This is a genomic window from Waltera intestinalis, assembly GCF_009695995.1.
Lineage (GTDB): Bacteria > Bacillota > Clostridia > Lachnospirales > Lachnospiraceae > Acetatifactor > Acetatifactor intestinalis.
Window position 1 is genome coordinate 18,336 of the sequence record NZ_VUMU01000021.1, and the last position, 22,308, is coordinate 40,643.

A 22,308-nucleotide genomic window follows, 5' to 3' on the forward strand; every position below is an offset into this window, starting at 1 on the left:
TGCATACATTATAATCATAATAAATATCCGTTATTGGCGTTCGTTCTGCATCAGATCCAGAAAATATAAGGTCTGGGTCATGTTCATATATGGCACCAGCCATAGGCTCCCGATACCAAAGCTCAGCAAACACAGAAATCCCAGTGGCAGGAAACTCATTTGTAAGCAGAACAGCTCCCATTTATGTCCCTTCATAATGCGGAAGCTTAATTTCATCAGCTCCATGGCATTATACTGGGGGAAATCCAACAGTAAATAGTAAGCCTGGGATAAACCAAGGGATAACGGAATATAGATACACATACCGATGACCATAAGCACAATGTACAGGATTGCCATGGTTATGGTATCAAAGCCTTTCCCTGACCGCAGGAGAAAATAGCAAATATCAAAAGGAAGTGTACATGCCGTATTCAGCAGGATCAGTACTGCGGAGATCCCAAGCGATTTTTTGAATAAGTATTTGAAGCCGTAGAATAGATTGGCGGTTACAGCAGGCCTGTTGCAGGCAGTATTCAGATAGAATAATGTAATGCCGGTCTGAAACACTCCGGCAAAGATCGACAATAAAGTCGTAGTCGCCGTCAAAAGCAGATATTCCGTCAGAGATGTCTCTGCGCTTCCTCCCATAATTGTCCGTACGGTAAGGATCATAGTGAAGGTCATGCTGACGGTAAAGGTGAGGGAAAATACGATCAGACTCCGGCAGATGGACAGCAGGATGGCATTGCCGTAATGCCCTGCCATCTGATCTCTGGCTTTTTCTTTGAGTTGGGCTCTGGATGTATATTGTGTCATAGAAATCCTCTTTTCTTTTTATTATTTCGTTCTATTGGTTATTCCGGCTGGTCCGGGGTCCGATTTCGTAACCACAGAATCCATCGGAAAATACCGGCATGTCTTACAGGTACGACTGCCAGAATCCTTCCATATCGACACCGTACATCTGCTGGTACATCTGATCCAGCATATTCCTATAAGAAGGATCGGTAAATACCGTGACAATGCTGCTGATCGTGATGAAGATACCGAGCGCCAGTCCCACACAGGACAGCCAGATCCCGGCGACACACATACTGCTCATACGCTGTCCCTTTTTTCTGGTAAGCATTGCGAAGAGAATGCCAAGAGCACCGGCAGGGATGGACAGCAGTCCTGTGCAGCATAATATCAGGGAACAGATGCCGCAGACCATAGAAGCGATCGATAAACCCCTGTATTTCGGATCGATCTGCGGTATATTTTGATTCATTTCGTTGTTCTGATTCTGATAATAATCCATAGAAAGCCTCATTTCCGGGCGGCATGTGGTGAATTTGTCTGCCGCGCTTATATTAAGTACTGTACCATTTTTTCCTGTAATAAGCAAATGAAATAAAAATGAAAAGATTGAGAAAACTTCCGATTTCCAGTATAATATACCCATGCGCAAAACAAAATGGCAACAGGCCATCAGGAGGAACTATGGATATTATACAGAAAATCAAAGAAGAACTTCAGGTAGAAAAATGGCAGGTGGAAGCTGCGGTGAAGCTGATCGATGAGGGAAATACCATCCCTTTCATCTCCCGTTATCGTAAGGAGGTCACCGGGTCTCTGAACGACGAGCAGCTGCGTAATCTCGATGAGAGACTGACCTATCTGAGAAGTCTGGAAGATAAAAAGGAGCAGGTGCTGAAGAGCATCGAGGAACAGGGAAAACTTACCGATGAGTTAAAGGAGAAGATTCTGGCAGCTCAGACGCTGGTAGTGGTAGAGGATCTGTACCGACCCTATCGGCCCAAAAGAAAGACCCGTGCCAGTATTGCAAAGGAGAAGGGACTGGAACCTCTGGCAGAATACATTCTGCGCCAGGAGGCAACAGAACCGGTGCTTAACGAGGCGGCCAAGTATGTTTCCGAAGAAAAAGAAGTAAAGACTCCGGAGGAAGCATTGCAGGGAGCACAGGATATTATTGCCGAGATGATCTCCGACGATGCGGATCATCGTCTTTACATCCGTAATATCACCGTAGAGGAAGGCATTGTGACCGGTACTGCGAAGGATGAGAAGGCTCAGAGCGTCTACGAGATGTATTACAATTTTGAAGAGCCTGTGAAGAAGATTGCAGGTCACAGAGTACTGGCATTGAACCGTGGAGAGGCAGAAAAAGTACTGACTGTAAAAGTCAATGCGCCGGAAGAGCGTATTCTGCGTTATCTGGAGAAAAAGCTGATCACGAAGGAAAATGAGTATACCACACCGGTAATCTGTGCTGCAGTGGAAGACAGCTATGATCGTTTAATAGCACCCGCTATTGAAAGAGAGATCCGTAACGATCTGACAGAAAAGGCAGAGGACGGAGCTATCAATGTCTTCGGCAAAAATTTAGAGCAGCTGCTGTTGCAGCCACCTATCGCAGGAAAAGTGGTCTTAGGCTGGGATCCGGCGTTCCGTACCGGCTGTAAACTGGCAGTGGTAGATGCTACCGGAAAAGTGTTGGATACAAAAGTGATCTTCCCTACAGCACCTCAGAATAAGGTGGAGGAGTCAAAAGCCGAGCTGAAGAAACTGATCAAAAAATATAATGTGGATTTAATTTCTGTAGGAAACGGTACAGCTTCCAGAGAGTCCGAGCAGGTAATCGTAGAGCTGTTGAAGGAACTGGATCGCCCGGTACAGTATGTGATCGTCAACGAAGCAGGTGCTTCCGTATACTCCGCAAGTAAGCTGGCGACAGAAGAATTTCCTAATTTTGACGTGGGACAGAGAAGTGCTGCATCCATCGCCAGAAGATTACAGGATCCCCTGGCAGAACTGGTGAAGATCGATCCCAAGTCCATCGGTGTCGGTCAGTACCAGCATGATATGAATCAGAAAAAGTTAAGCGATGCCTTAAGCGGCGTGGTAGAGGACAGCGTTAATAAAGTCGGCGTGGATCTGAATACCGCATCCGCATCTTTACTCGAATATGTCTCCGGTATTAACAAGACGATTGCGAAGAATATCGTGGATTATAGAGAAAATAACGGACGTTTTGTAAACAGAAAACAGCTGTTAAAGGTACCGAAGCTGGGGCCTAAGGCGTATGAGCAGTGTGCCGGTTTCCTGAGGATCCCGGATGGCAAGAATCCGCTGGATGCCACAAGTGTCCATCCCGAGTCCTATGAAGCTGCAGAACAGTTGATGGAGAAGCTGGGACTGACCATGGAAGATATTAAGGAAGCCCAGAAGCAGGCGGCTGCAAAAAAAGCTTCCGGCAGGAGCAGCGCTGCGCAGGCAGACGGACAGAAGAATGGTAACGGCACAGTCAATGCACCGAAGAAGCGGGAAGAACAGAAAGGTAAAGCAGTTCGGGTACACAATACCAATACCGCTATGGGCAAGGCTCTCGCAGCGGCCATGGGCGGTGTGACTTTTGACAATTCTGCGCAGACCTCTGCAAAGCAGACGGCACCTGTAGCTAAAAATGCAGTAAATGATGCAAAGGATATGTCCGGTCTGGAGAAGCGTATTAAAAATAAGAAGCTTTTAGCAGAGGAACTGGGCATTGGTGAGATCACGTTGACAGATATTCTGAAGGAACTGGAGAAGCCGGGCAGAGATCCCAGAGACGATATGCCGAAACCGATCCTGCGCAGTGATGTCCTGGATATGAAGGATTTAAAACCCGGTATGATCTTAAAGGGAACCGTGCGTAATGTCATTGACTTCGGTGTGTTCGTGGATATCGGTGTCCATCAGGACGGACTGGTGCATATCTCCCAGATCACAGATCGTTACATCAAGCATCCGTTGGAAGCTGTCAGCGTCGGAGATATCGTGGATGTGCAGGTACTCACCGTAGATATGGCAAAGAAACGTATCGGTCTGACCATGAAGATCCAGAAGCAGTAAGAATATAGAATGATGCCAGGGGGCTATATGCCAGTGGTACATGTCTGGTACGGAGCATCCGTAGGTATTAAAAAACAGGGACAGCAGATAACGGCTGTCCCTGTTTTGATTTCATCAATTATGCTTTTTATGCTTTGTGACCGGTCTTGATGATGGGGCTTAACGGTTTGTAGATCAGCAGTGTTACGACAGACACCAGCGTTCCCTTGATGAGATTCATGGGAGCCACACATGCCACCACGAAGCTTACAATGCTACCTTCCTTTGCCAGTGGATTGACCTCGGCTCCCATTGCCAGAATGGCATCCAGAGGCATTCCGTAGAATTTGGAGAACGCGGGAAGCAGATATACGGCATTGAATGCGGTGCCAAATACGGTCATGACCAGAGTACCCACAATGCAGGCGATGATTGCGCTTTTCTTTGTCTTCTTAAAAGAGTACACAGCGGAAGCGGGGATGATCAGGCTGCAGCCCACCACGAAGTTCGCCAGATCGCCGATGAAGGCGGTAGAGGTACCTTTTATGCATAGCTTCAACAGTATCTTCACGAATTCCATCATGACACCTGCTACAGGACCGAAAGCAAAGGAACCGACTAAGACCGGCAGCTCACTGAAGTCCATTTTATAGAAGCCGGGGGCAAAAAAGATGGGGAAGTCCAGCACATGCAGGATCATGGCGATGGCGGAAAACATACCGATCATGGCAAGCTTTCTCGTATTGAAGATCGGCTCCGAGATGCCGTTTTTCTTCTGTGAGCCCTTTTCCAGCACCACAGCCACCAGGAAACAGCCCACGATGACCGTCAGGAAGATGACTACATAGGCCACATTTTCAGTTACAGTTTGCATTAATTTGTTCATTTCAGAACTCCTTTCCTATGAGAAAAATCAAGGAAAGCCTTCAAAAAAAGCCCCGGAATACAAGCTTCCGGGGCATGGGTATCACAAAAAAATATAAGTGATACGTCTTCTTCCATCCAGACTGTACTGTTGGTCCCGGATTCACACCGGATCAGCCGCAGAATTGCATCTGCGGGTCGCGGACTTAAGGATGACCTATTACCGCCAGTAGGGAATTACACCCAACCCTGAAGAACTTTACCTTATGGATGGAATATATCACTTTGTGAAATAAAAGTCAATATAGAAAATCTTTAGAATTTTCCCAACATTTTTTTGGGATTTCCCTGTTATAGTAGCTGTAATAACTATTCAGAACCGCATGCGCAAAAACGCCCTTCCAGAGTTTTCCTTTTGCATGGCTCTGAATAGTTGCAAATACTTATAAAAATGTGTTGACACTCAAAAAATATTATTGTATTATGCAAACAGTACAGTAACACAAAGATGAATACACAAAAATGTAACAGAAAATGGGAGTATGTGAGGAATGAGTGCATTAGTAGAGATTAAAGATGTGTGCAAGGTTTACAATCCCGGGGAAAATGAAGTGCGCGCCCTGGATCATGTCAGTCTGACCATCGACGAGCAGGAATTTGTGGCTATCATCGGGCATTCCGGAAGCGGAAAGTCTACACTGATGAATATGCTGGGCTGTCTGGATGTGCCTACCAGTGGGGAATATTGGCTGCATGGACAGGACGTGTCCGCATTATCTGACAATGAATTGTCCGACATCCGGAACCGAGAGATCGGGTTTATCTTTCAGGGTTTTAATCTGATCCCTAATCTGACGGCATTGGAAAATGTGGAGCTGCCTCTGATCTATAGGGGAGTATCCAAAAGTGTGCGGGAAGAGCTGTCCGTGGAGGCCTTGAAAAAGGTAGGTCTCGAACATCGTATGGATCATAAGCCTTCGGAGATGTCCGGCGGTCAGCAGCAGAGAGTGGCGATAGCCAGGGCCATAGCCCAGGCACCTCCGGTGATCCTGGCGGATGAGCCAACGGGTAATCTGGACTCCAATTCCACGAAAGAGATCATGGATATTCTAAAAGGATTACATAAAGAGGGAAGAACCGTCATACTGATCACACATGATAATGAGATCGCAGCACAGGCGAAGCGAGTGATAAAGATCAAGGACGGCAAAGTAGAATCCGATTCCGGACAGATCGTTCCGGTGGAGGAACTGCAGACGGCAGGAGCCTGATGCGGAAAACAGATTTTTCACATGCAGCGAATGAAAAGACATAAGTATAAAATAGAAAGGATCATGAGTGAGAGATCATGGAACAGCAGGAAAAAACAGAACAGGCACTGAGTGCAAAAGAAATCAAAAAGAAAGAAAAGAGAAAGCGTAAAAAAGCACCTGTTATCATTGCGGTGATCATCATCGTACTGATCATAATCCGTCTGGTAAGCTGTGCGTTTTTCGGTAATGTTGGAGTGCAGGTAAGCACGACCAATGCGTTTCGTGGAGATATCGAAGAAAGTGTCAGCACCAGCGGCAAGGTAGTCAGTGAGGAGAAAGTGGTTCTCTTTGCGCCGGTAAGCGGCAGATTAAACGAAGTCAATGTGGCAGCCGGAGATGCTGTGAAGGCAGGGGATGTGCTGATGACCTATGACATGGAGCAGATGGAGGAGCGTCTGCAGGAGGCAACCTTGCAGCAGACCAAGAGCAATGCTTCCTATAACAGTACCATGACAGAGAACAGCAAGAGTCAGGCCAAATTAAACGAAGCCAACACGAACCTGGCAGTGTTGGACCAGCAGTTGACGGATTACAAGGCTTATCTGAAAGAACTGCAGGATAAACTTGCCAAGAGTCAGAGAGAAACCCAGAGACAGTTATCCGAAGAAAGCTATGAATTATCCAGAAAATCCGCTGATTTGAGCAAGGAACTGCAGGATTCCGCTACCAGTGCAGACCGTGCGAAAGAAATCAATAAGGAACTCCAGGATATCAGCGCCAGCCAGGCGAGAAATTCTTATGTGCAGTCCATTGCAGGATCCAGCGATTACGTGGTAAATATGCAGAATGAGATTGCTTCCGTACAGGAACATATTGAGGAATGTGAAAATTATAAAGCGAAGATGCAGGCACAGAAGGATGCCGGTGAAGGATCAATCCTCAACGGTTATCAGTCCAAAGGGTACGCTGCTGACAGAGATCTGGCACAGCTGACCTACAAAGAGGCGGAGGAACAGTATTATTCTGCGAAGAAAGGCATTGTAGCTGATTTTGACGGTATCGTAACGGAATGCACCGGTGTATCCGGAGCCAGTGTGGCGGAGGGCGCACAGCTGATCACACTGGAGAGCAGCCAGAATGTGAAGGTTTCCTTTGATGCTTCCAAGTCCGATGTGGCAAAACTTGCCATCGGGCAGAAAGTAGATATTACCATCTCCGGCAATAAATACGAAGGCGAGATCAGTAAGATCAATCGTATGGCAACACTGAACGCATCCAATACGCCCATGGTAGGGGTAGAAGTACATATGACTAACCCGGATGACAAGATCATTCTGGGACTGGATGCAAAGCTGACCGTACATACCAACAGTGCACAGGATACATTGTTGATCCCGGTAGAAGCGATCAATGCGGATAAAAACGGAGATTTCCTCTATGTGATCGAGAACGGCATGGTAGTTAAGAGGGCAATTACCTGCGGAATCTCCTCCGATGAATACACAGAGGTCCTGGATGGCATTACCGAGGAAGACCAGATCATTTTGAACAGCCTCACAGGTATCAGCCTGGAGGAGGGCATGGCAGTAACGGCTGTGCCCATGGAACAGTAGGAGGCGGATCCATGACACAAGTATGGGAATACATCAAAATTGCATTGATGAATATCCGCAGTAATAAGGGACGTTCGATCCTGACCATGCTGGGCATTATCATAGGAATCTCTTCGGTGATCATGATCATCTCCATAGGTAATGGTGTGAAAAGTGGGATCAACGGAGAACTGAATTCTATGGCGGGCGGTCAGATCGCCGTTTATAGCAGCAATACCGCGGAAAACGGAACAGAGGTGGTATTCACGGAAGAGGATATGGATGCCATTCTGGAGAAAGTTCCAAATGTCAGGGCGGTAACACCGTCCTGGAGTTTCAGCGGAAGCGCCACCGGCAGAAAGGGAACCTTTGATGCTGCTGCAACTTTCGGCAAAGCAGGATTGGAATATTGCAGCCAGGATCCGATCATCAAAGGACGTTATTTTACAGATTCCGATTACTATACGGCGAACAAAGTCTGCGTCATTACGGAGAGCAGTGCGAAAACGCTGTTTGGTAATACCAATGTGATCGGAATGAGCTTTGATTATACGTTGTATGGAGTGACACAGGAATTTACGATTGTTGGTATCCGTAAGGACAACGCATCGAAGCTGTTCGGAATGGGAGGAGACGGTACGGTGACCATGGAGGCACCTATCTCCACGATATCGGACGGATATGGATTCTATGTGGAGTATACGGATCTGCTGATCGTCAGTGATGGTGCGGAAAATGCCGCTCAGGTGGCGAAGGATGTGGTGAGATTGTTGGAGAACCGCCACGGTGTCAGAGGACAGAACGCCATCTTAGTACAGAACTTTAATGATATTATGAGTCAGATGGATCAGATCTTAAGCTATATCACTATCTTTGTGGTGTTCGTAGCAGCCATCTCCCTGCTGGTAGGCGGTATCGGTGTTATGAACATCATGCTGGTATCTGTCACGGAGCGTACCAGAGAGATCGGTATCCGGAAAGCACTGGGAGCGAGAACCGGATCCATTCTGCTACAGTTTTTGTCGGAGTCGGCTATCATCACCCTGCTGGGAGGTCTGATCGGTATTACCATCGGAGTGGCAGGAGCTTTTGGCATCTGCAGTCTGATCGGTTTTACCGCAAAAGTAAGCGCAGGAACGGTACTGGGAGCCAGCCTGTTCTCCTCCGCCGTGGGCATCTTTTTCGGTATCTATCCGGCGAAAAAAGCGGCAAAACTAAGTCCTATCGAAGCTTTACGGCATGAATAATCATAAAAATTAAATCATAATTAAATAAAATACATAAATAAAGAACCGCAGGTGACAGATTATAAATCCCTGCGGTTCTTTACTTGCTTTTTCATGGGAAAAAATTTATAATGTTTTCTATAGTATGCAGTTTTATGCGCAGACGGAGCCCGGGGCCTTTTAACCGCCTATGAGCAGGCTCATGTGGGGTTAGCCCTTTTGCCCCTGGCATCATATATTATTATAGAGGAAAGAACACGTTATGGTAGAATTGGATGTGAAGATTACATCGGGGGACTTATATGATTTTTTATTACGGCACAGCTATAACAGCGTGTCCGGACTTTTGGGAGCGGTGATCGGAGCACTGGGTGTTATTGTGGGAATTTCCAGACAGTACTGGATCTATCTGATCCTGGGAGTGGTGATCCTGTTATATCTCCCCTGGACGCTTTTTATCAAAAGCAAACAGCAGGTAGCGAACAATCCGGTCTTCAGGGAACCACTGCATTATGTCCTGGATGAGAACGGAATTACTATTTCTCAGGGAGACAGTTCGACCTGCCAGGCATGGGCGGATTGTCTGAAAGCAGTCTCCACCGGGCGCAGCATCATTGTCTATACGGCAAAGAATAATGCAACGATATTTCCCAAAAGCCAGATGCAGGATAAGACAACGGATGTTATCGAAATGATTTCCACGCATATGCCCCCTGCAAAGGTGAAGATCCGCAGCTAGAAATGCCATAGAGCAGAGAGCTTTTCCGGAAAGTAACAACGGCCATTACGGTGTCTATAGAAAGCGTAAGAAAAATGACAACAGGTGATTCAACAGCAAACAAAGAATTTAAAAAAGAAATTATAGAGACTCACAGTGCGCAGGAGACTTTTGCACTGGGACAGCGGATCGGCTTAGAAGCACTTCCCGGGCAGGTCTATACCCTGATCGGTGATCTGGGTGTGGGCAAGACAGTATTTACCCAGGGAGTGGCAGACGGTCTTGGAATTACGGAACCGGTCAACAGCCCCACCTTTACCATTGTGCAGATCTATGAGGAAGGCCGCATGCCTTTTTATCATTTTGATGTGTACCGCATCGGAGATGTGGAGGAGATGGAAGAGATCGGCTACGAGGACTGTTTTTACGGTGAGGGATTGTGCCTGATCGAGTGGGCGAATCTGATCGAAGAGATCCTGCCGGAGCACTACAAACAGGTGACCATAGAAAAGGATCTGGAGAAGGGCTTCGATTATCGCCGGATCACGATTGAGGAGATGACTACAGTATGAAAATATTAGCTTTGGACAGTTCCGGACTGGTGGCAAGTGCAGCCGTCGTGGAAGACGATGTCCTGATTGCAGAGTATACCACAGATTATAAGAAAACACATTCCCAGACATTACTTCCGATGTTGGACGAGATCCGGCAGATGATCGACCTGGATCTTCACACCATTGATGCCATTGCTATCTCCGCAGGTCCCGGATCCTTTACCGGACTGAGAATTGGGGCAGCAACCGCGAAGGGACTTGGTCTGGCACTGAATCTGCCGTTGGTAGAGGTGCCGACACTGGAAGGACTTGCATTTAATCTTTGGGGGACGGACAAGCTGGTCTGCCCCATTATGGATGCCAGAAGGAATCAGGTATACACCGGGATCTATGAATTTTGTAAGGCAGAAGCAGAGGCTGGAAGTTGTGAACAGCAGCTTGTGATGCATTGTGTTAAGGATCAGTGCGCATCTCCTGTGGACGAACTGGTGGACGAACTGAACCGCCTGGGACGTGAAGTGATCTTTTTGGGAGACGGCGTGCCGGTATACCGGAGGCAGATCACAGAAGGAATGAAGGTGCCGTTTTCCTTTGCTCCCGCAGCCAATAACAGACAGCGGGCAGCCAGTGTGGCTTCTCTCGGAGCCATTTATTATGCACAGGGTAAGACAGTGAGCGCCGCGGAGCATGAACCCGAATATCTGCGTAAGAGCCAGGCAGAGCGGGAACGGGAAGAGCAGGAGCGAGACGCAAAAGAGGCACAGGTATGAAGATAGAGGTTCGTCCCCTGCGGGATACAGATATCGAAGAACTGAGCCGTATCGAAGCTGCATCCTTCAGCATGCCCTGGTCTGCGGAGGATTTCAGAGGATTGCTTCTAAGAGACTATTGCCTGTATGTGGTGGCGGAGACTGATGGAAATATCGCCGGCTGTGCCGGACTGACGGACAGTTTTCATGAGGGTAATATCGACAACGTGGTAACGGCACCGGAGTACCGGAATCTGGGAGTGGGAAGCAAAATGCTCGAAGAACTGCTCCGACTGGGGGCAGAGCGCGGCATTACGGCATATACTTTGGAAGTCAGAGTGAGCAATGCACCGGCGATCCGTTTATATGAAAAGTTTGGTTTCGTCTCGGAAGGGATTCGTCCCGGATTTTATGAGAAACCTACCGAAGATGCCATGATCATGTGGCGCCGTTAACAAGTATTACCACCACCATCCGGCGATTTATTTGCTATGATAGTGAAAGAGGAAACTGTTTTTACGATCAGAAAGGTGGAAGGTAAGATGCGAAAGTCAGAAAACGGTAAATTAACACAGATAATATGTAACGCCTGCGGCAGAGAATTAAAAGCAGAAAAGGAAATCATCCGGGAGGGATATTTCACCGCAGATGTCCGCTTTGGATATTTTAGCAGGAAAGACGGTATGAGACATGCCTTTGATCTGTGTGAGGACTGCTACGACAGTTGGATCGGCAGATTTGTCATTCCGGTGGAAGAAGTACCGGAGACAGAATTATTATAGATAGAACAACAGATGCTGTGAAGGCAAGATTGCGAGGAAGAATGTTAGACGTTTGCTTATTGGGAACAGGAGGAATGATGCCGCTGCCTTACAGATGGCTGACTTCCCTGATGATGCGATATAATGGAAAAAGTATTCTGATCGACTGTGGAGAGGGAACCCAGATCGCCATGCGGGAAAAAGGCTGGAGTCCCAATCCTATTGATATTATCTGCTTTACTCATTTCCATGCGGATCACATCAGCGGTCTGCCGGGGATGCTTCTGACCATGGGAAATGCAGAGCGGACAGAGCCTCTGCTCCTGATCGGCCCCAGGGGGCTTACCAAAGTGGTGGCTTCGTTGAGGGTGATCGCACCGGAACTTCCCTTTGAAGTGAAATGCATTGAGATTACAGAAAATGCCCAGACTTTTTCTTTTGAAGGTTTTCGGCTGGAAGCTTTCAGGGTCAACCATAATGTACTCTGTTATGGGTACAGTATGGTGATTGACCGGGCGGGTCGATTTGATAAGGACAGAGCCATGGAGCAGGAAATCCCCATGAAATTCTGGAGCCGTCTGCAAAAAGGAGAGACCCTGGAAGAGAACGGCAGAGTATTTACACCGGATATGGTATTGGGAGCGGAGCGCAAGGGCCTGAAAGTAACCTACAGTACCGATACCCGACCTACGGAGAGCATCCGACAGAATTCCAAAGGATCGGATCTGCTGATCCTGGAAGGTATGTACGGAGAGCCGGATAAACTGGTGAAAGCCAGAGAACACAAGCACATGACCATGTATGAGGCGGCGAAGATTGCAAAAGAAGCGGAAGTACCGAAATTATGGCTGACCCACTACAGCCCGTCCATGACCAGACCGGAGGAATTCATGGAGGATGTGCGGAAGATATTTCCGGCGACTTATGCGGCGAAGGATGGTTGGACCATGGAACTGAAATTTGATGAGGGAGAGTGAACGATCTTATGAAGAAAACCAACACATCCGTGACTAAGATTACAGTCTTTTTCATCTTCTTACTCGTGCTGGTGGTAGGATATTATGCGTATCTGTCCGGAACGCATCGCACCGAGCAACAGGAAGCGGTGATGTCGGAAATCGACACCGCACTTTCCCGAAACCTCGAGAACAATTATCCTTCGACACCGAAGGAAGTGGTCAAATATTATAACGATCTGATGAAATGTTTTTATAATGAAGACTGCACGGAGGAAGAACTTCAGGAACTGGGGAAAAAGTCACTGCAATTATTTGATGAGAAACTCAGGGAGAACAACGAAGAAGAATCCTACCTCATCCGTCTGCAGGGAGAAGTGCAGAATTATAAAAACAATAAGAGAAAAATAACGAGTGTTTCTCTTGCATCAAGCACAAATGTGGACTATTATACAGCGGATGGATATTCCTTTGCACGAATATCCTGCGGTTACACGATGACGGAAAATGGCAAAAAAAGTTCTACCGCCATGGTATATCTGTTACGCAGAGATGACAATCGCAGATGGAAGATATACGGTTGGGAAACGGCGGATCAGTTGAACAGTAAGCTGGAACAGACAGACAATAATTAGAACAAAGCAGGCAGAAAAATGACAGAGACAGAAAAACAAAAAGACATTTATATTTTGGGAATTGAGAGCTCCTGTGATGAGACAGCGGCATCGGTGGTAAAAAACGGCAGAGAGGTACTTTCCAACGTGATCTCCTCTCAGATTGCCTTACATACGTTGTACGGCGGCGTGGTGCCGGAGATCGCATCCCGGAAGCACATCGAGAAGATCAACCAGGTCATTGAGCAGGCACTTGCCGATGCCCATGTGACACTTGACGATATCACGGCGATTGCGGTGACCTACGGACCGGGACTGGTGGGAGCACTTCTGGTGGGGGTATCCGAAGCCAAAGCCATCAGCTTTGCTACCGGTATTCCTCTGGTAGGTGTTCATCACATTGAGGGACATATCAGTGCTAATTTTATAGAAAATAAGGAATTGGAGCCTCCTTTTATCTGTCTGGTGGCTTCCGGCGGACATTCGCATCTGGTGGTGGTCAAGGATTACGGAGAATATGAGATCATCGGCCGGACCAGGGATGATGCAGCGGGTGAGGCTTTTGACAAGGTGGCGCGTGCCATCGGGCTGGGCTATCCCGGTGGACCTAAGATCGATAAGGTATCGAAGGATGGCAATCCCGATGCGATTCATTTTCCCAGAGCGGCAGTGGCGGAAAATGAGTATGACTTCAGCTTCAGTGGTCTGAAATCAGCGGTGCTGAATTACTTAAACGGCTGCCAGATGAAGGGAGAAAGCTACAATCAGGCAGATGTGGCTGCTTCTTTCCAAAAAGCAGTGGTAGATGTGCTGGTAAGTCATTCACTGCATGCTGTAAAAGCCTATGGCCTGAATAAATTTGCCATTGCCGGCGGCGTGGCATCTAATTCCTCTCTGCGGGCAGCCTTTGAAGAAGAGTGCGGCAAACGAAATATTGCATTTTATCATCCTTCTCCGATCTTCTGCACTGACAATGCAGCGATGATCGGTGTGGCGGGTTATTATGAATATATCAAGGGTGTCCGCAGCGGCTATGACCTGAATGCGGTCCCGAATTTAAAATTGGGAGAACGCTAAGGAGTATTAAAATGATGTCGGGGACAAAAGCCCCCGACTTTGATACCTACGGATTGCTTCGTGCTACGCGCTACTGCAATCCTACCCAATATTCGCATATCGTGGGATTATCATCCCACTTTTATGCTCATATCGGGGCGGGCCCCAAGGCCTTTCACCCACTTATGAGCAAGCTCATGTGGGCTTAGACCTTTTGCCCCTGGTATCTTAACATAGAAGACATTATAGAAAGACTGACATGAATATGATAGACAGAGTAACAGAAGAGTATTTCACAGAAGATTTTGCGGCATATAAAACAGAAAAAGAGGATGGAAACAAGGAAAAACCGCGTTGTACTGCCATTATCCTGGCAGCGGGCAGCGGAAGCAGGATGCACTCCGCAGTGGCGAAACAGTTCCTTCCGTTAAAGGGCAGACCTCTGATCTGGTATGCATTGCATGCGGTAGAAGAGTCAAAGATCATTGATGACTGTATTCTGGTGACTTCGGAACAGGATATTCCCTATGTCCGGGAAGAAATCGTGCAGAAATACCATTTTATGAAGGTGAATATCATTACTTCCGGCGGAGCGGAACGGTATCTCTCTGTGAGCAGGGCATTGCAGCTGATCGCGGACGGACGCCTTAAGTGTCCGAATGAGCATGGTTATGTGTTTATCCATGACGGCGCAAGACCTTTCCTGACGGAGAAAATTCTGGAAGACACCTATGCGGCTGCTGTACAGTATCAGGCGTGTGTGGCTGCGGTACAGAGTAAGGATACCGTGAAGATCAGCGATGGCAATGGCTTTGCACTTTCCACACCGGACCGCAGGAGCGTCTGGAATATTCAGACACCGCAGGTATTTGAGACCAGCCTGATCCTGCAGGCGTATGAGCGACTGAAAAACAGGCTTCCAAAGCTGCAGGAGCAGGGCATTCAGGTAACAGACGATGCCAGCGTGGTGGAGATGTTTACCGAGTCCCGGGTGAAGCTGGTGGAAGCATCCTATCAGAATATTAAGATCACAACACCGGAAGATATGAAGACAGCCGAGGCATTTCTGGAGGATTAATTCCTTCGTGCCCCGGCTGTTTTATTATTATTCTATTTCTCCCGCATGGCACTGGGAGTTACTCCGTATACTTTCTTGAATGCACGTCGGAAAGTATTGGAATTATTATATCCCACAGCGATATACAGCTCATTTAAGCTGATATCGGTCTCCTGGATCAGTCTGGCAGCCTCCGCCATACGGATATTCTCCAGATAAGTGGAGAAGTTGACCCCGGTCTTTTCCTTGAACATATGGGAAAAATAACTCTCGGAGATCTGAAATTCATCTGAAATCTTGTTTAATCCCAACGAAGGATCTTTATAATTGTCTTTAATATATTTCTCGATGGTAGAGGATAAGGTGTTGTCGTCCTCTTTATTACTGAAGAGATTGCATAGGGATAATGCAAGATCTTCGCACAATTTGAAGGTAAGGTGCTCATTGAAACGTTCATCCAGTACCTTTACAGCTTCGGGATCCGCATCCTGAGGCAGTGCAAATCTTGCTTTTAATAAAGTGTTACGGATATCTGACAGCAGGTACTTTAACAGGTTGACCGGCAGGGTACGTTCCTCGATATTTTCCTGATGGATCAGGTTGAACATCTCCAATACCTGCGGCGTATTGCCCGTGGAGATGAAGTGGATCAGCTTCGTTGAGATCTCCGGCGGATAATAGAACACGTTGGAATCCTTCTTGATAAATTCATACGGGAAGAAAATATAGTTCTTCGTCGTATAACTTACGGCTTCGGAGGCCTGCTGGTAGCATTCCCATACATTCATCAGGGAATCCGTATTGCGACCGATACCGGCGAAGAGCCAGATGTCGTAAGTATCCAGCAGATAATCATGAAGTCGTAAAATACAATTGTTGATCTTCAGGATCAGATCATTTCCCTCTTCTTCGGAACAGTGCAGCAGAACGGAATAGGTCCGGTCCGAAGGGCTGAAGTAGAAAAGTGGTGTACCGAAGAAATTCTCCAGTGCGGACTCGATGATCTTCTCCAGCTCCTCGACAGATTCCACGCCGCCGGGAAGAGCGTTTTCTACATTATCGCCAAAGTTATTATAGTACACAATATATAACACATTATAATAAGAAGAAGCAGTGATTCCCAGATAGTTTTCCATATAAGCCACCTCATCTTCGGATGTGGCGGTACCGGACAAAAGCTGTCTGACATAAGAGGTACAGATAATCGGACGCTGGCTGTCTACTACCTCCTGCAGATTCTTCTGGACTTCCACAGCAGTCTGCAGCTCCTGACCGAGTTCAATAATAGGCTGCACATTCCGACGGGAAAAATAATATACCAGAGAACCGCCGATCACCAGTGCAGACATTGCCAGTAAGATGAAAAATAACTGTGTGCCTCCAAGCCCCCCGGCCACTTTATAGGGAGGAAAACTAAAATAATAAGAATAATTGGTATTATCAGAAGTATATTTCCCTAAAGTAAAAGTCTGTCCATTCAGACGGATCTGGGCATATCCTTTATTAAAGTCCAGGGAATCCAGCATTTCTGCGGAAATGCTGTCCGGGGTATTTATCGTAAGCACAGTGGAATCATCTTCCGCGGTTACCACCAGAAAATTATCACCATCCATCTGTACACAGTCGAACAGATCTGCCATTTTATCCTGTTCGAAGATAAAGCAGACCTTCGCGTTGGCATCCATATAGTAGAGATCGTTCAGGTCGATGATATACATATAGTATTTTTCACTGTAATTTGGCATGAACTGATCCATAGGAAGAAAGCGGTTCTTGTATTCCGGTTCCGTCATGTAGGAGTGCCACAGTTCCTTTTCGGTAGAAGGGTATTTCTGAATCCAGTTATAGAACCGCTTTGCGGATATGAAATAAGTAGGATTCAATACATAGTCCGTCTCCGGAAAATAGACAAAGGACTCTTTTAAAGGAAGAAGTGCTTCCGCATACACATTTGTTGCCAGAGAATTCTGTAATTCATTCCCCATCTCCGTAAAAGGATAGTAGGTATTATGATAATTCATGACCTTACGGAAGGTGTCGTTCTGCAAAAGCTGCCGGCAATACACCTCCATAATGTTCAGATCGCTTTCAAACAGCTCTGCATTGCTGATCAGGGTTGTCTCGTTCTGCTGATCATAAGAATCACGCGCGTTATTTATCGTAGAACGGTATAAAAAGATGAACAAAACCAGAATGATCATCAGGAAAATACTGTAAGAGGTTACCATTTTCAGCATTAATGTATTGTTGTGGCTTGTATAATTTGTATCATTAGGGGCTTCTTTTTTATTAAAAATCATTCATGATCACTCCCATGTCTCAATTTTTTTAGATAATATACCGAATAAATCATGTCTATTGTATCAGTTACTTACAAAGGAAGCAAGATGTAACCCCTTTCAAATTTAAAAATACCAAATGTAAGTGCTTTCAAAGAATGCAGTAAAATCAAGGGTTTGCAGAACCGGTGGTCAAAATTTGCACCCGAACGCAAAAATTGTAACTTGTTTTTCCCGGTGACGGATGGTAAGGTGAGGGCAAGTCAAGGGAATGACCCCATGACAAATCATGATTCCAAATTTTTAGGGAGGAACAAAATGAAGAGAAAAGTATTATCCGTACTTTTAGCGTCTGCTATGGTAGCTTCCTTAGCAGCATGCGGAAGCAGCAACGATGCTCCTGCACAGAGCGCAGCAGCAACTGACAGCGCAGCAGCTTCTACCGAGGCTTCCACCGAAGCTTACAATCTGGAGGAGATTAACGTAGTAGTTAATGGTACTCTGACCGCAACCGTTGATAACGGCCAGGCTGAATTCGTTCAGCAGTGGGATGATGCAGTATCCGAAGCAATCGGTCATCCTATTAAGATGAACATCCAGCAGTTAGACCACTCCGGTTATACCGATGCAGTAGGTCGTCTGTTCGCAGGCGGTGACTATCCTGATGTTATGATCATGAGTGCAGATATGTTCAAGCAGTATGCACCTACCGGTCTGCTGTGGGATATGTCTGAAGCATATGCAAACGCTAAGTTCCAGTCTCATATGATTCTGCCTGAGATCAACGAGAACCTGAAGGATGAGGAAGGTCATCTGTATGGTTTCGCTCCTACTTATGGTAACGGATGTGTTACTTATGTTAAGCAGGCATGGTTAGATGCAGTTGGCCTGAAGGCTGAAGACATCAAGACCTATGATGATTACTACAACATGCTGTTAAAGTTCCACAACGAAGATCCCGATGGTAACGGCGTAACCGGTGATACTTATGGTGTTATCGCAGCTGGTTTCGTTGGTAACGAAGCTCCTTACGTAAACTATCTGCCTGAGTTCTGGCAGGATGCTTATCCCGCAATCCTGCAGGATGACAACGGTACCTGGTACGATGGATTCCAGACCGATGCTACCAAGGCAGCTCTGTTAAGATTACAGCAGGCTTACAAGGATGGCGCTATCGATCCTGAGACCCTGACCGCTTCCACCAAGATCGCCCGTGAGAAATGGTTCTCCAACGATCAGACCGGTTCTTCAGGTGTATTCACTTACTGGGCAGGTTCCTGGTATCAGACTCTGACCGATAACCTGATCAAGAACGGTGTTGACGAGAAGCTGGTTGAGCTGGCTCCTATCGCTGAGGTTGGCGCTTACCTGAACAGAGAAGCTCCTGTATGGGTTATCATTGATGACGGTGACGGAGACAACTCCCGTGAGCAGGCTATCTTCGATGCATTCATCGAGACCATGATGGATGGCGATAAGGTTCAGACTCTGTGGACCTATGGTGCAGAGGATGTTCACTGGTCTACCAAGGCTGAAAGCTTCACCATCAATGCAGGTACTGACAAAGAGAAGTCTTACGAGTACGAAGACGGTACGTTCCACTTAAAGCAGTCTCCTAACGATCCTAACTCCGTATGGAAGAAGAATGCTATGGATCCCGCTCTGGTTATCTGCTCTCTGGACAACGGCTTTAACGATATTTCCAGCCTGGCTGCAGAAGGTAACAAGTTCTTCACCGAGAACTGTAAGGATGCTCCTCAGTCTCCTACCTCTGAGACCTACACCAACGAGTCCGGTACCATCTATGATGCTAAGCTGGCAGCTATCACTGCTGTAGTAGTTGACGGTGGTGATGTAGATGCAGCTATGCAGACCTACGTTGACACAGTTGGATCCATTGTCGATCAGTGCTTAGCTGAGCTGAATCAGTAATAATATCTGCAATATCGTAGTAGAAGCTACAAAAACATGATATCATTATCCTGTCCCGCCGGGATGCAAAAACCCATGGGACAGGATATTTTAGAGAGAAAAGAATGTGTGAGATGAAGTCGAAAGGAAGAGGGATGGTATGAGCAAGAAAAAGAAAATCACCACATCCACCGGCGTAGAAGTACGTCACAAGCCTCTTGGTCTCCGGATCTGGAATAACAGAGGTTATTATTTGATGTTCCTGCCTGTATTTGTGTTCATTTTGATCATGTATTACTGGCCCATGCTTGGTATTCGTTATGCATTCTACGATTACAAGCCCGTAGGTGCACCCACTTTTGTAGGATTGAAGCATTTTTACAGTATGTTTAAGACCGATGCGTTCTGGAGTGCATTCAGGAACACATTGGAACTGAGTATTATGAAGTTATTGATCACAACCTTCACTGCGGTCATCGTATCAATCTTCTTAAATGAAATGGGAAATCTCTTTGCAAAGAAAACTTTGCAGACTATCATATATCTGCCCCACTTTATGTCATGGGCAGTAGTTGCATCTATCTTCAGCCTGTTTCTGTCGCCTTCCTCTACCGGTCTGGTAAATGGATTGCTGCGTGACTGGGGCATTCTGGCACCGGATGCCAAGGGAATTTATTTCCTGGCAAGCACTGCATGGTGGAGACCGATCTTCTACCTTATCAATATCTGGAAAGAGACCGGTTGGGGAACCATTATCTTCCTGGCTACTCTGGCAGGTATCAACCCGGAGCTGTATGAAGCAGCCGATATCGACGGTGCAACCCGTATGCAGAAGATGCGTTTTGTAACGCTGCCTGCACTGTCCAATACTATTATCACTGTATTGATCCTGAACCTTGCTAAGGTTATGAATATGTTTGAGTCCGTATTCGTATTGTACAACAATGCGGTATACAGTGTGTCTGATGTTATTTCTACTTATATTTACCGTCAGACATTCGCGATCGCTCTGCCGAACTATGGTTACTCTACAGCAGTTGGTCTCTTCAAGTCCCTGGTTGGCTGTGCCCTGGTACTGATATGTAACTGGGCTAGTAAGAAGACCCGTGGCCGTGGCATTGTATAGGAGGTGTTAAACGTGGCAAAGACAGCTTATCGTAAACCTAAGAAAAAGGTTCATGTATTCGATATTGTAAACTACATCGTATTTATTCTGATCGGCCTCCTGGTACTGGTACCTATCTGGAAGGTAGTAGTAGACTCCTTCAATGCTGTGGGTGTATATCAGTTCAGACTGTGGCCGGAGGATTTTACCTTAGATGGCTATAAGACCATCATTCATACCCAGAGACTGTACAGACCTTTCATCAACTCCGTTATCACTACGGTGCTCGGTACTTTCCTTGGGCTGCTCCTGTCCACCCTGGGTGGCTATGTACTGATCCAGTTTGATATGCCCGGACGTAACTTCTTCGCATATTTCCTTCTGTTTACCATGATCTTCTCCGGTGGTATGATCCCCGAGTACCTGGTAATGAAGCAGTTACACCTGGTTAACAGCATGTGGATCCTGGTGGTGAAGCACGGTATGAACGTGTACAACCTGGTACTGATGCGTAACTTCTTTGAAGGAATACCTGCCAGCCTGTTCGAGGCGGCTGAGATCGACGGATGCTCCCCTATGGGAATCTTCTTCAAGATCGTGCTTCCTCTGTCCAAAGCAGCGTTGGCTTCCATCGGTCTGATGTTCGCAGTTACCGTATGGAATGACTATTCTACCGTTAAGATCTATATTACCAATCCTGATCAGGTTAACTTCCAGTATCAGTTACGTAATATGATCATGGATGGTGATACCCCTACTACACAGTATTCGGTATCCCAGAACACTCTGTACTATGCAGCGATCGTATGTGCAATCCTTCCTTTCATGGCACTGTATCCTTTTCTGCAGAAATACTTTGTAAAGGGTGTTAATATCGGTGCTGTTAAGGAGTGATTTTCTTCTCGCACGTACTTAGACTTAGACAAGGGAAACTTCGGTTTCCCTTGTGTTGTATATGCAGGTAAATTCCGCGAGAAAAGATGCGCAGGGGAAGCGCAGAAATGAGGGCAGAAATGAACAGAATTTTTTGGGCTGCAGATTCCACGGTCCAGACCAATGACTACACGACTTATCCGCAGACAGGTATTGGTCAGGTATTTCCTTTATTTGTAAAGCCGGAATATCAGGTATGCAATCATGCCAAGAACGGCAGAAGCACCAAGAGCTTTATGGACGAGGGGAGACTGAAAGCCATAGAGGAGAGAATTGGTGCAGGAGATTTCCTGTTTATCCAGTTTGGACACAATGACGAGAAAAAAGAGGATCCCACCAGATATACAGAGCCTTTTTCCACTTACATGGAGAATCTTGAAACCTTTATCCGTGTGGCAAAAGATCATAGCGCCTATCCGGTGCTGATCACTCCCTTAGAGCGCAGATGCTTTATGGATGAGAAACACTTGGGGATCGGAGCACATTCCGATTATGTGGCTGCTATGAAGCAGACCGCGGAGAAAAATAATGTTCCTCTGGTGGATCTCTACAGCATGAGCCGTATGGAGTTAAAAAAAGCCGGAGAGAAGAACAGCAGAAGATGGTATATGTTCTTCCCGGAGGGCGAGTATAAGAATCACCCGGAGAAATCAGAGGACAATACCCACCTTCGTTATGACGGTGCTGTGAATTTTGCATCTCTGATCGCCAGAGGATTGAGAGAACTTGGCGGTATCTATGCAGACATGTTGTTAGATGATATGAATCTGTAAAAATTAAAAAATAAAATCCTATTCCGAACGACAGAAAAGCCGCCGGAACAGG

21 protein-coding genes and 1 riboswitch are annotated in these 22,308 nt (G+C 46.6%); of the genes, 17 read left to right on the forward strand and 4 right to left on the reverse strand.

Annotation, left to right across the window (positions count from 1 at the left end; genetic code table 11):
* Positions 1 to 30: 30 nt before the first annotated feature.
* Together FYJ59_RS13175 and FYJ59_RS13180 are read right to left on the reverse strand one after the other, a co-directional pair.
* Positions 31 to 798: a DUF975 family protein gene (locus FYJ59_RS13175; protein ID WP_154498608.1), complete on the reverse strand. Its 768-nt coding sequence runs from the start codon at positions 796 to 798 to the stop codon at positions 31 to 33.
* Positions 799 to 901: 103 nt separating this feature from the next.
* Positions 902 to 1,282 carry a DUF4190 domain-containing protein gene (locus FYJ59_RS13180; protein ID WP_022152923.1) on the reverse strand — a complete coding sequence of 127 codons (381 nt, stop codon included), beginning with the start codon at positions 1,280 to 1,282 and terminating at the stop codon, positions 902 to 904.
* A 182-nt stretch (positions 1,283 to 1,464) separates the two neighbouring features.
* Between FYJ59_RS13180 and FYJ59_RS13185 the strand changes: the two genes are divergently transcribed.
* Positions 1,465 to 3,876: a Tex family protein gene (locus FYJ59_RS13185; RefSeq protein ID WP_154498610.1), complete on the forward strand. Its 2,412-nt coding sequence runs from the start codon at positions 1,465 to 1,467 to the stop codon at positions 3,874 to 3,876.
* Between the two features lie 127 nt (positions 3,877 to 4,003).
* Here the strand turns inward: FYJ59_RS13185 and FYJ59_RS13190 are convergent, their stop codons facing one another.
* Positions 4,004 to 4,741 (reverse strand): ECF transporter S component, encoded by a 738-nt coding sequence (locus FYJ59_RS13190; RefSeq protein ID WP_154498612.1) that lies wholly within the window; start codon positions 4,739 to 4,741, stop codon positions 4,004 to 4,006.
* A gap of 100 nt (positions 4,742 to 4,841) precedes the next feature.
* Positions 4,842 to 4,980, reverse strand: a riboswitch (FMN riboswitch).
* 290 nt (positions 4,981 to 5,270) lie between these two features.
* On the opposite strand from FYJ59_RS13190, the gene FYJ59_RS13195 reads away from it, so the two are divergent.
* The 12 genes from FYJ59_RS13195 (at position 5,271) to ispD (ending at position 15,276) form a co-directional block, all read left to right on the forward strand.
* The gene (locus FYJ59_RS13195; RefSeq protein ID WP_154498615.1) at positions 5,271 to 5,990 is read left to right on the forward strand and encodes an ABC transporter ATP-binding protein; all 720 of its coding nucleotides are present in this window, start codon (positions 5,271 to 5,273) and stop codon (positions 5,988 to 5,990) included.
* Between the two features lie 77 nt (positions 5,991 to 6,067).
* Positions 6,068 to 7,585, forward strand: coding sequence for an efflux RND transporter periplasmic adaptor subunit (locus FYJ59_RS13200; protein WP_154498617.1), 1,518 nt, complete (start codon positions 6,068 to 6,070; stop codon positions 7,583 to 7,585).
* Between the two features lie 11 nt (positions 7,586 to 7,596).
* On the forward strand, positions 7,597 to 8,811 hold the full coding sequence (locus FYJ59_RS13205) for an ABC transporter permease (RefSeq protein WP_154498619.1): 1,215 nt from the start codon (positions 7,597 to 7,599) through the stop codon (positions 8,809 to 8,811).
* A gap of 241 nt (positions 8,812 to 9,052) precedes the next feature.
* On the forward strand, positions 9,053 to 9,529 hold the full coding sequence (locus FYJ59_RS13210; protein ID WP_154498621.1) for a YcxB family protein: 477 nt from the start codon (positions 9,053 to 9,055) through the stop codon (positions 9,527 to 9,529).
* Between the two features lie 74 nt (positions 9,530 to 9,603).
* A complete protein-coding gene (tsaE, locus tag FYJ59_RS13215) occupies positions 9,604 to 10,080 on the forward strand; it encodes a tRNA (adenosine(37)-N6)-threonylcarbamoyltransferase complex ATPase subunit type 1 TsaE (RefSeq protein ID WP_154498632.1) in 477 nt (158 codons plus the stop codon).
* Positions 10,077 to 10,832 carry a tRNA (adenosine(37)-N6)-threonylcarbamoyltransferase complex dimerization subunit type 1 TsaB gene (gene tsaB / locus FYJ59_RS13220; RefSeq protein WP_154498634.1) on the forward strand — a complete coding sequence of 252 codons (756 nt, stop codon included), beginning with the start codon at positions 10,077 to 10,079 and terminating at the stop codon, positions 10,830 to 10,832. The genes tsaE and tsaB overlap by 4 nt, the downstream gene beginning before the upstream one ends.
* Complete coding sequence (rimI, locus tag FYJ59_RS13225) at positions 10,829 to 11,266, forward strand: ribosomal protein S18-alanine N-acetyltransferase (protein WP_154498646.1); 438 nt, start codon at positions 10,829 to 10,831, stop codon at positions 11,264 to 11,266. Before tsaB ends, rimI begins: the two co-directional genes overlap by 4 nt.
* A gap of 87 nt (positions 11,267 to 11,353) precedes the next feature.
* Positions 11,354 to 11,593 carry a hypothetical protein gene (locus tag FYJ59_RS13230; RefSeq protein WP_154498649.1) on the forward strand — a complete coding sequence of 80 codons (240 nt, stop codon included), beginning with the start codon at positions 11,354 to 11,356 and terminating at the stop codon, positions 11,591 to 11,593.
* A gap of 41 nt (positions 11,594 to 11,634) precedes the next feature.
* Positions 11,635 to 12,549 (forward strand): ribonuclease Z, encoded by a 915-nt coding sequence (locus tag FYJ59_RS13235; protein ID WP_118547693.1) that lies wholly within the window; start codon positions 11,635 to 11,637, stop codon positions 12,547 to 12,549.
* An 8-nt stretch (positions 12,550 to 12,557) separates the two neighbouring features.
* Positions 12,558 to 13,163, forward strand: a complete 606-nt coding sequence (locus FYJ59_RS13240; RefSeq protein WP_154498652.1) for a DUF6715 family protein — start codon at positions 12,558 to 12,560, stop codon at positions 13,161 to 13,163.
* Positions 13,164 to 13,181: 18 nt separating this feature from the next.
* Complete coding sequence (gene tsaD, locus FYJ59_RS13245; protein ID WP_154498666.1) at positions 13,182 to 14,219, forward strand: tRNA (adenosine(37)-N6)-threonylcarbamoyltransferase complex transferase subunit TsaD; 1,038 nt, start codon at positions 13,182 to 13,184, stop codon at positions 14,217 to 14,219.
* Between the two features lie 244 nt (positions 14,220 to 14,463).
* The gene (gene ispD, locus FYJ59_RS13250) at positions 14,464 to 15,276 is read left to right on the forward strand and encodes a 2-C-methyl-D-erythritol 4-phosphate cytidylyltransferase (RefSeq protein WP_154498668.1); all 813 of its coding nucleotides are present in this window, start codon (positions 14,464 to 14,466) and stop codon (positions 15,274 to 15,276) included.
* 32 nt (positions 15,277 to 15,308) lie between these two features.
* Here ispD and FYJ59_RS13255 read toward each other — a convergent pair whose 3' ends face one another.
* Positions 15,309 to 17,555, reverse strand: a complete 2,247-nt coding sequence (locus FYJ59_RS13255) for a helix-turn-helix domain-containing protein (RefSeq protein ID WP_154498670.1) — start codon at positions 17,553 to 17,555, stop codon at positions 15,309 to 15,311.
* Between the two features lie 297 nt (positions 17,556 to 17,852).
* Between FYJ59_RS13255 and FYJ59_RS13260 the strand changes: the two genes are divergently transcribed.
* The 4 genes from FYJ59_RS13260 (at position 17,853) to FYJ59_RS13275 (ending at position 22,256) form a co-directional block, all read left to right on the forward strand.
* The gene (locus tag FYJ59_RS13260) at positions 17,853 to 19,466 is read left to right on the forward strand and encodes a type 2 periplasmic-binding domain-containing protein (RefSeq protein ID WP_154498674.1); all 1,614 of its coding nucleotides are present in this window, start codon (positions 17,853 to 17,855) and stop codon (positions 19,464 to 19,466) included.
* A 139-nt stretch (positions 19,467 to 19,605) separates the two neighbouring features.
* The gene (locus tag FYJ59_RS13265) at positions 19,606 to 20,571 is read left to right on the forward strand and encodes an ABC transporter permease (protein WP_154498676.1); all 966 of its coding nucleotides are present in this window, start codon (positions 19,606 to 19,608) and stop codon (positions 20,569 to 20,571) included.
* A 12-nt stretch (positions 20,572 to 20,583) separates the two neighbouring features.
* The gene (locus FYJ59_RS13270) at positions 20,584 to 21,444 is read left to right on the forward strand and encodes a carbohydrate ABC transporter permease (protein WP_328597246.1); all 861 of its coding nucleotides are present in this window, start codon (positions 20,584 to 20,586) and stop codon (positions 21,442 to 21,444) included.
* Between the two features lie 119 nt (positions 21,445 to 21,563).
* Complete coding sequence (locus tag FYJ59_RS13275; RefSeq protein WP_154498679.1) at positions 21,564 to 22,256, forward strand: rhamnogalacturonan acetylesterase; 693 nt, start codon at positions 21,564 to 21,566, stop codon at positions 22,254 to 22,256.
* Positions 22,257 to 22,308 lie beyond the last annotated feature (52 nt).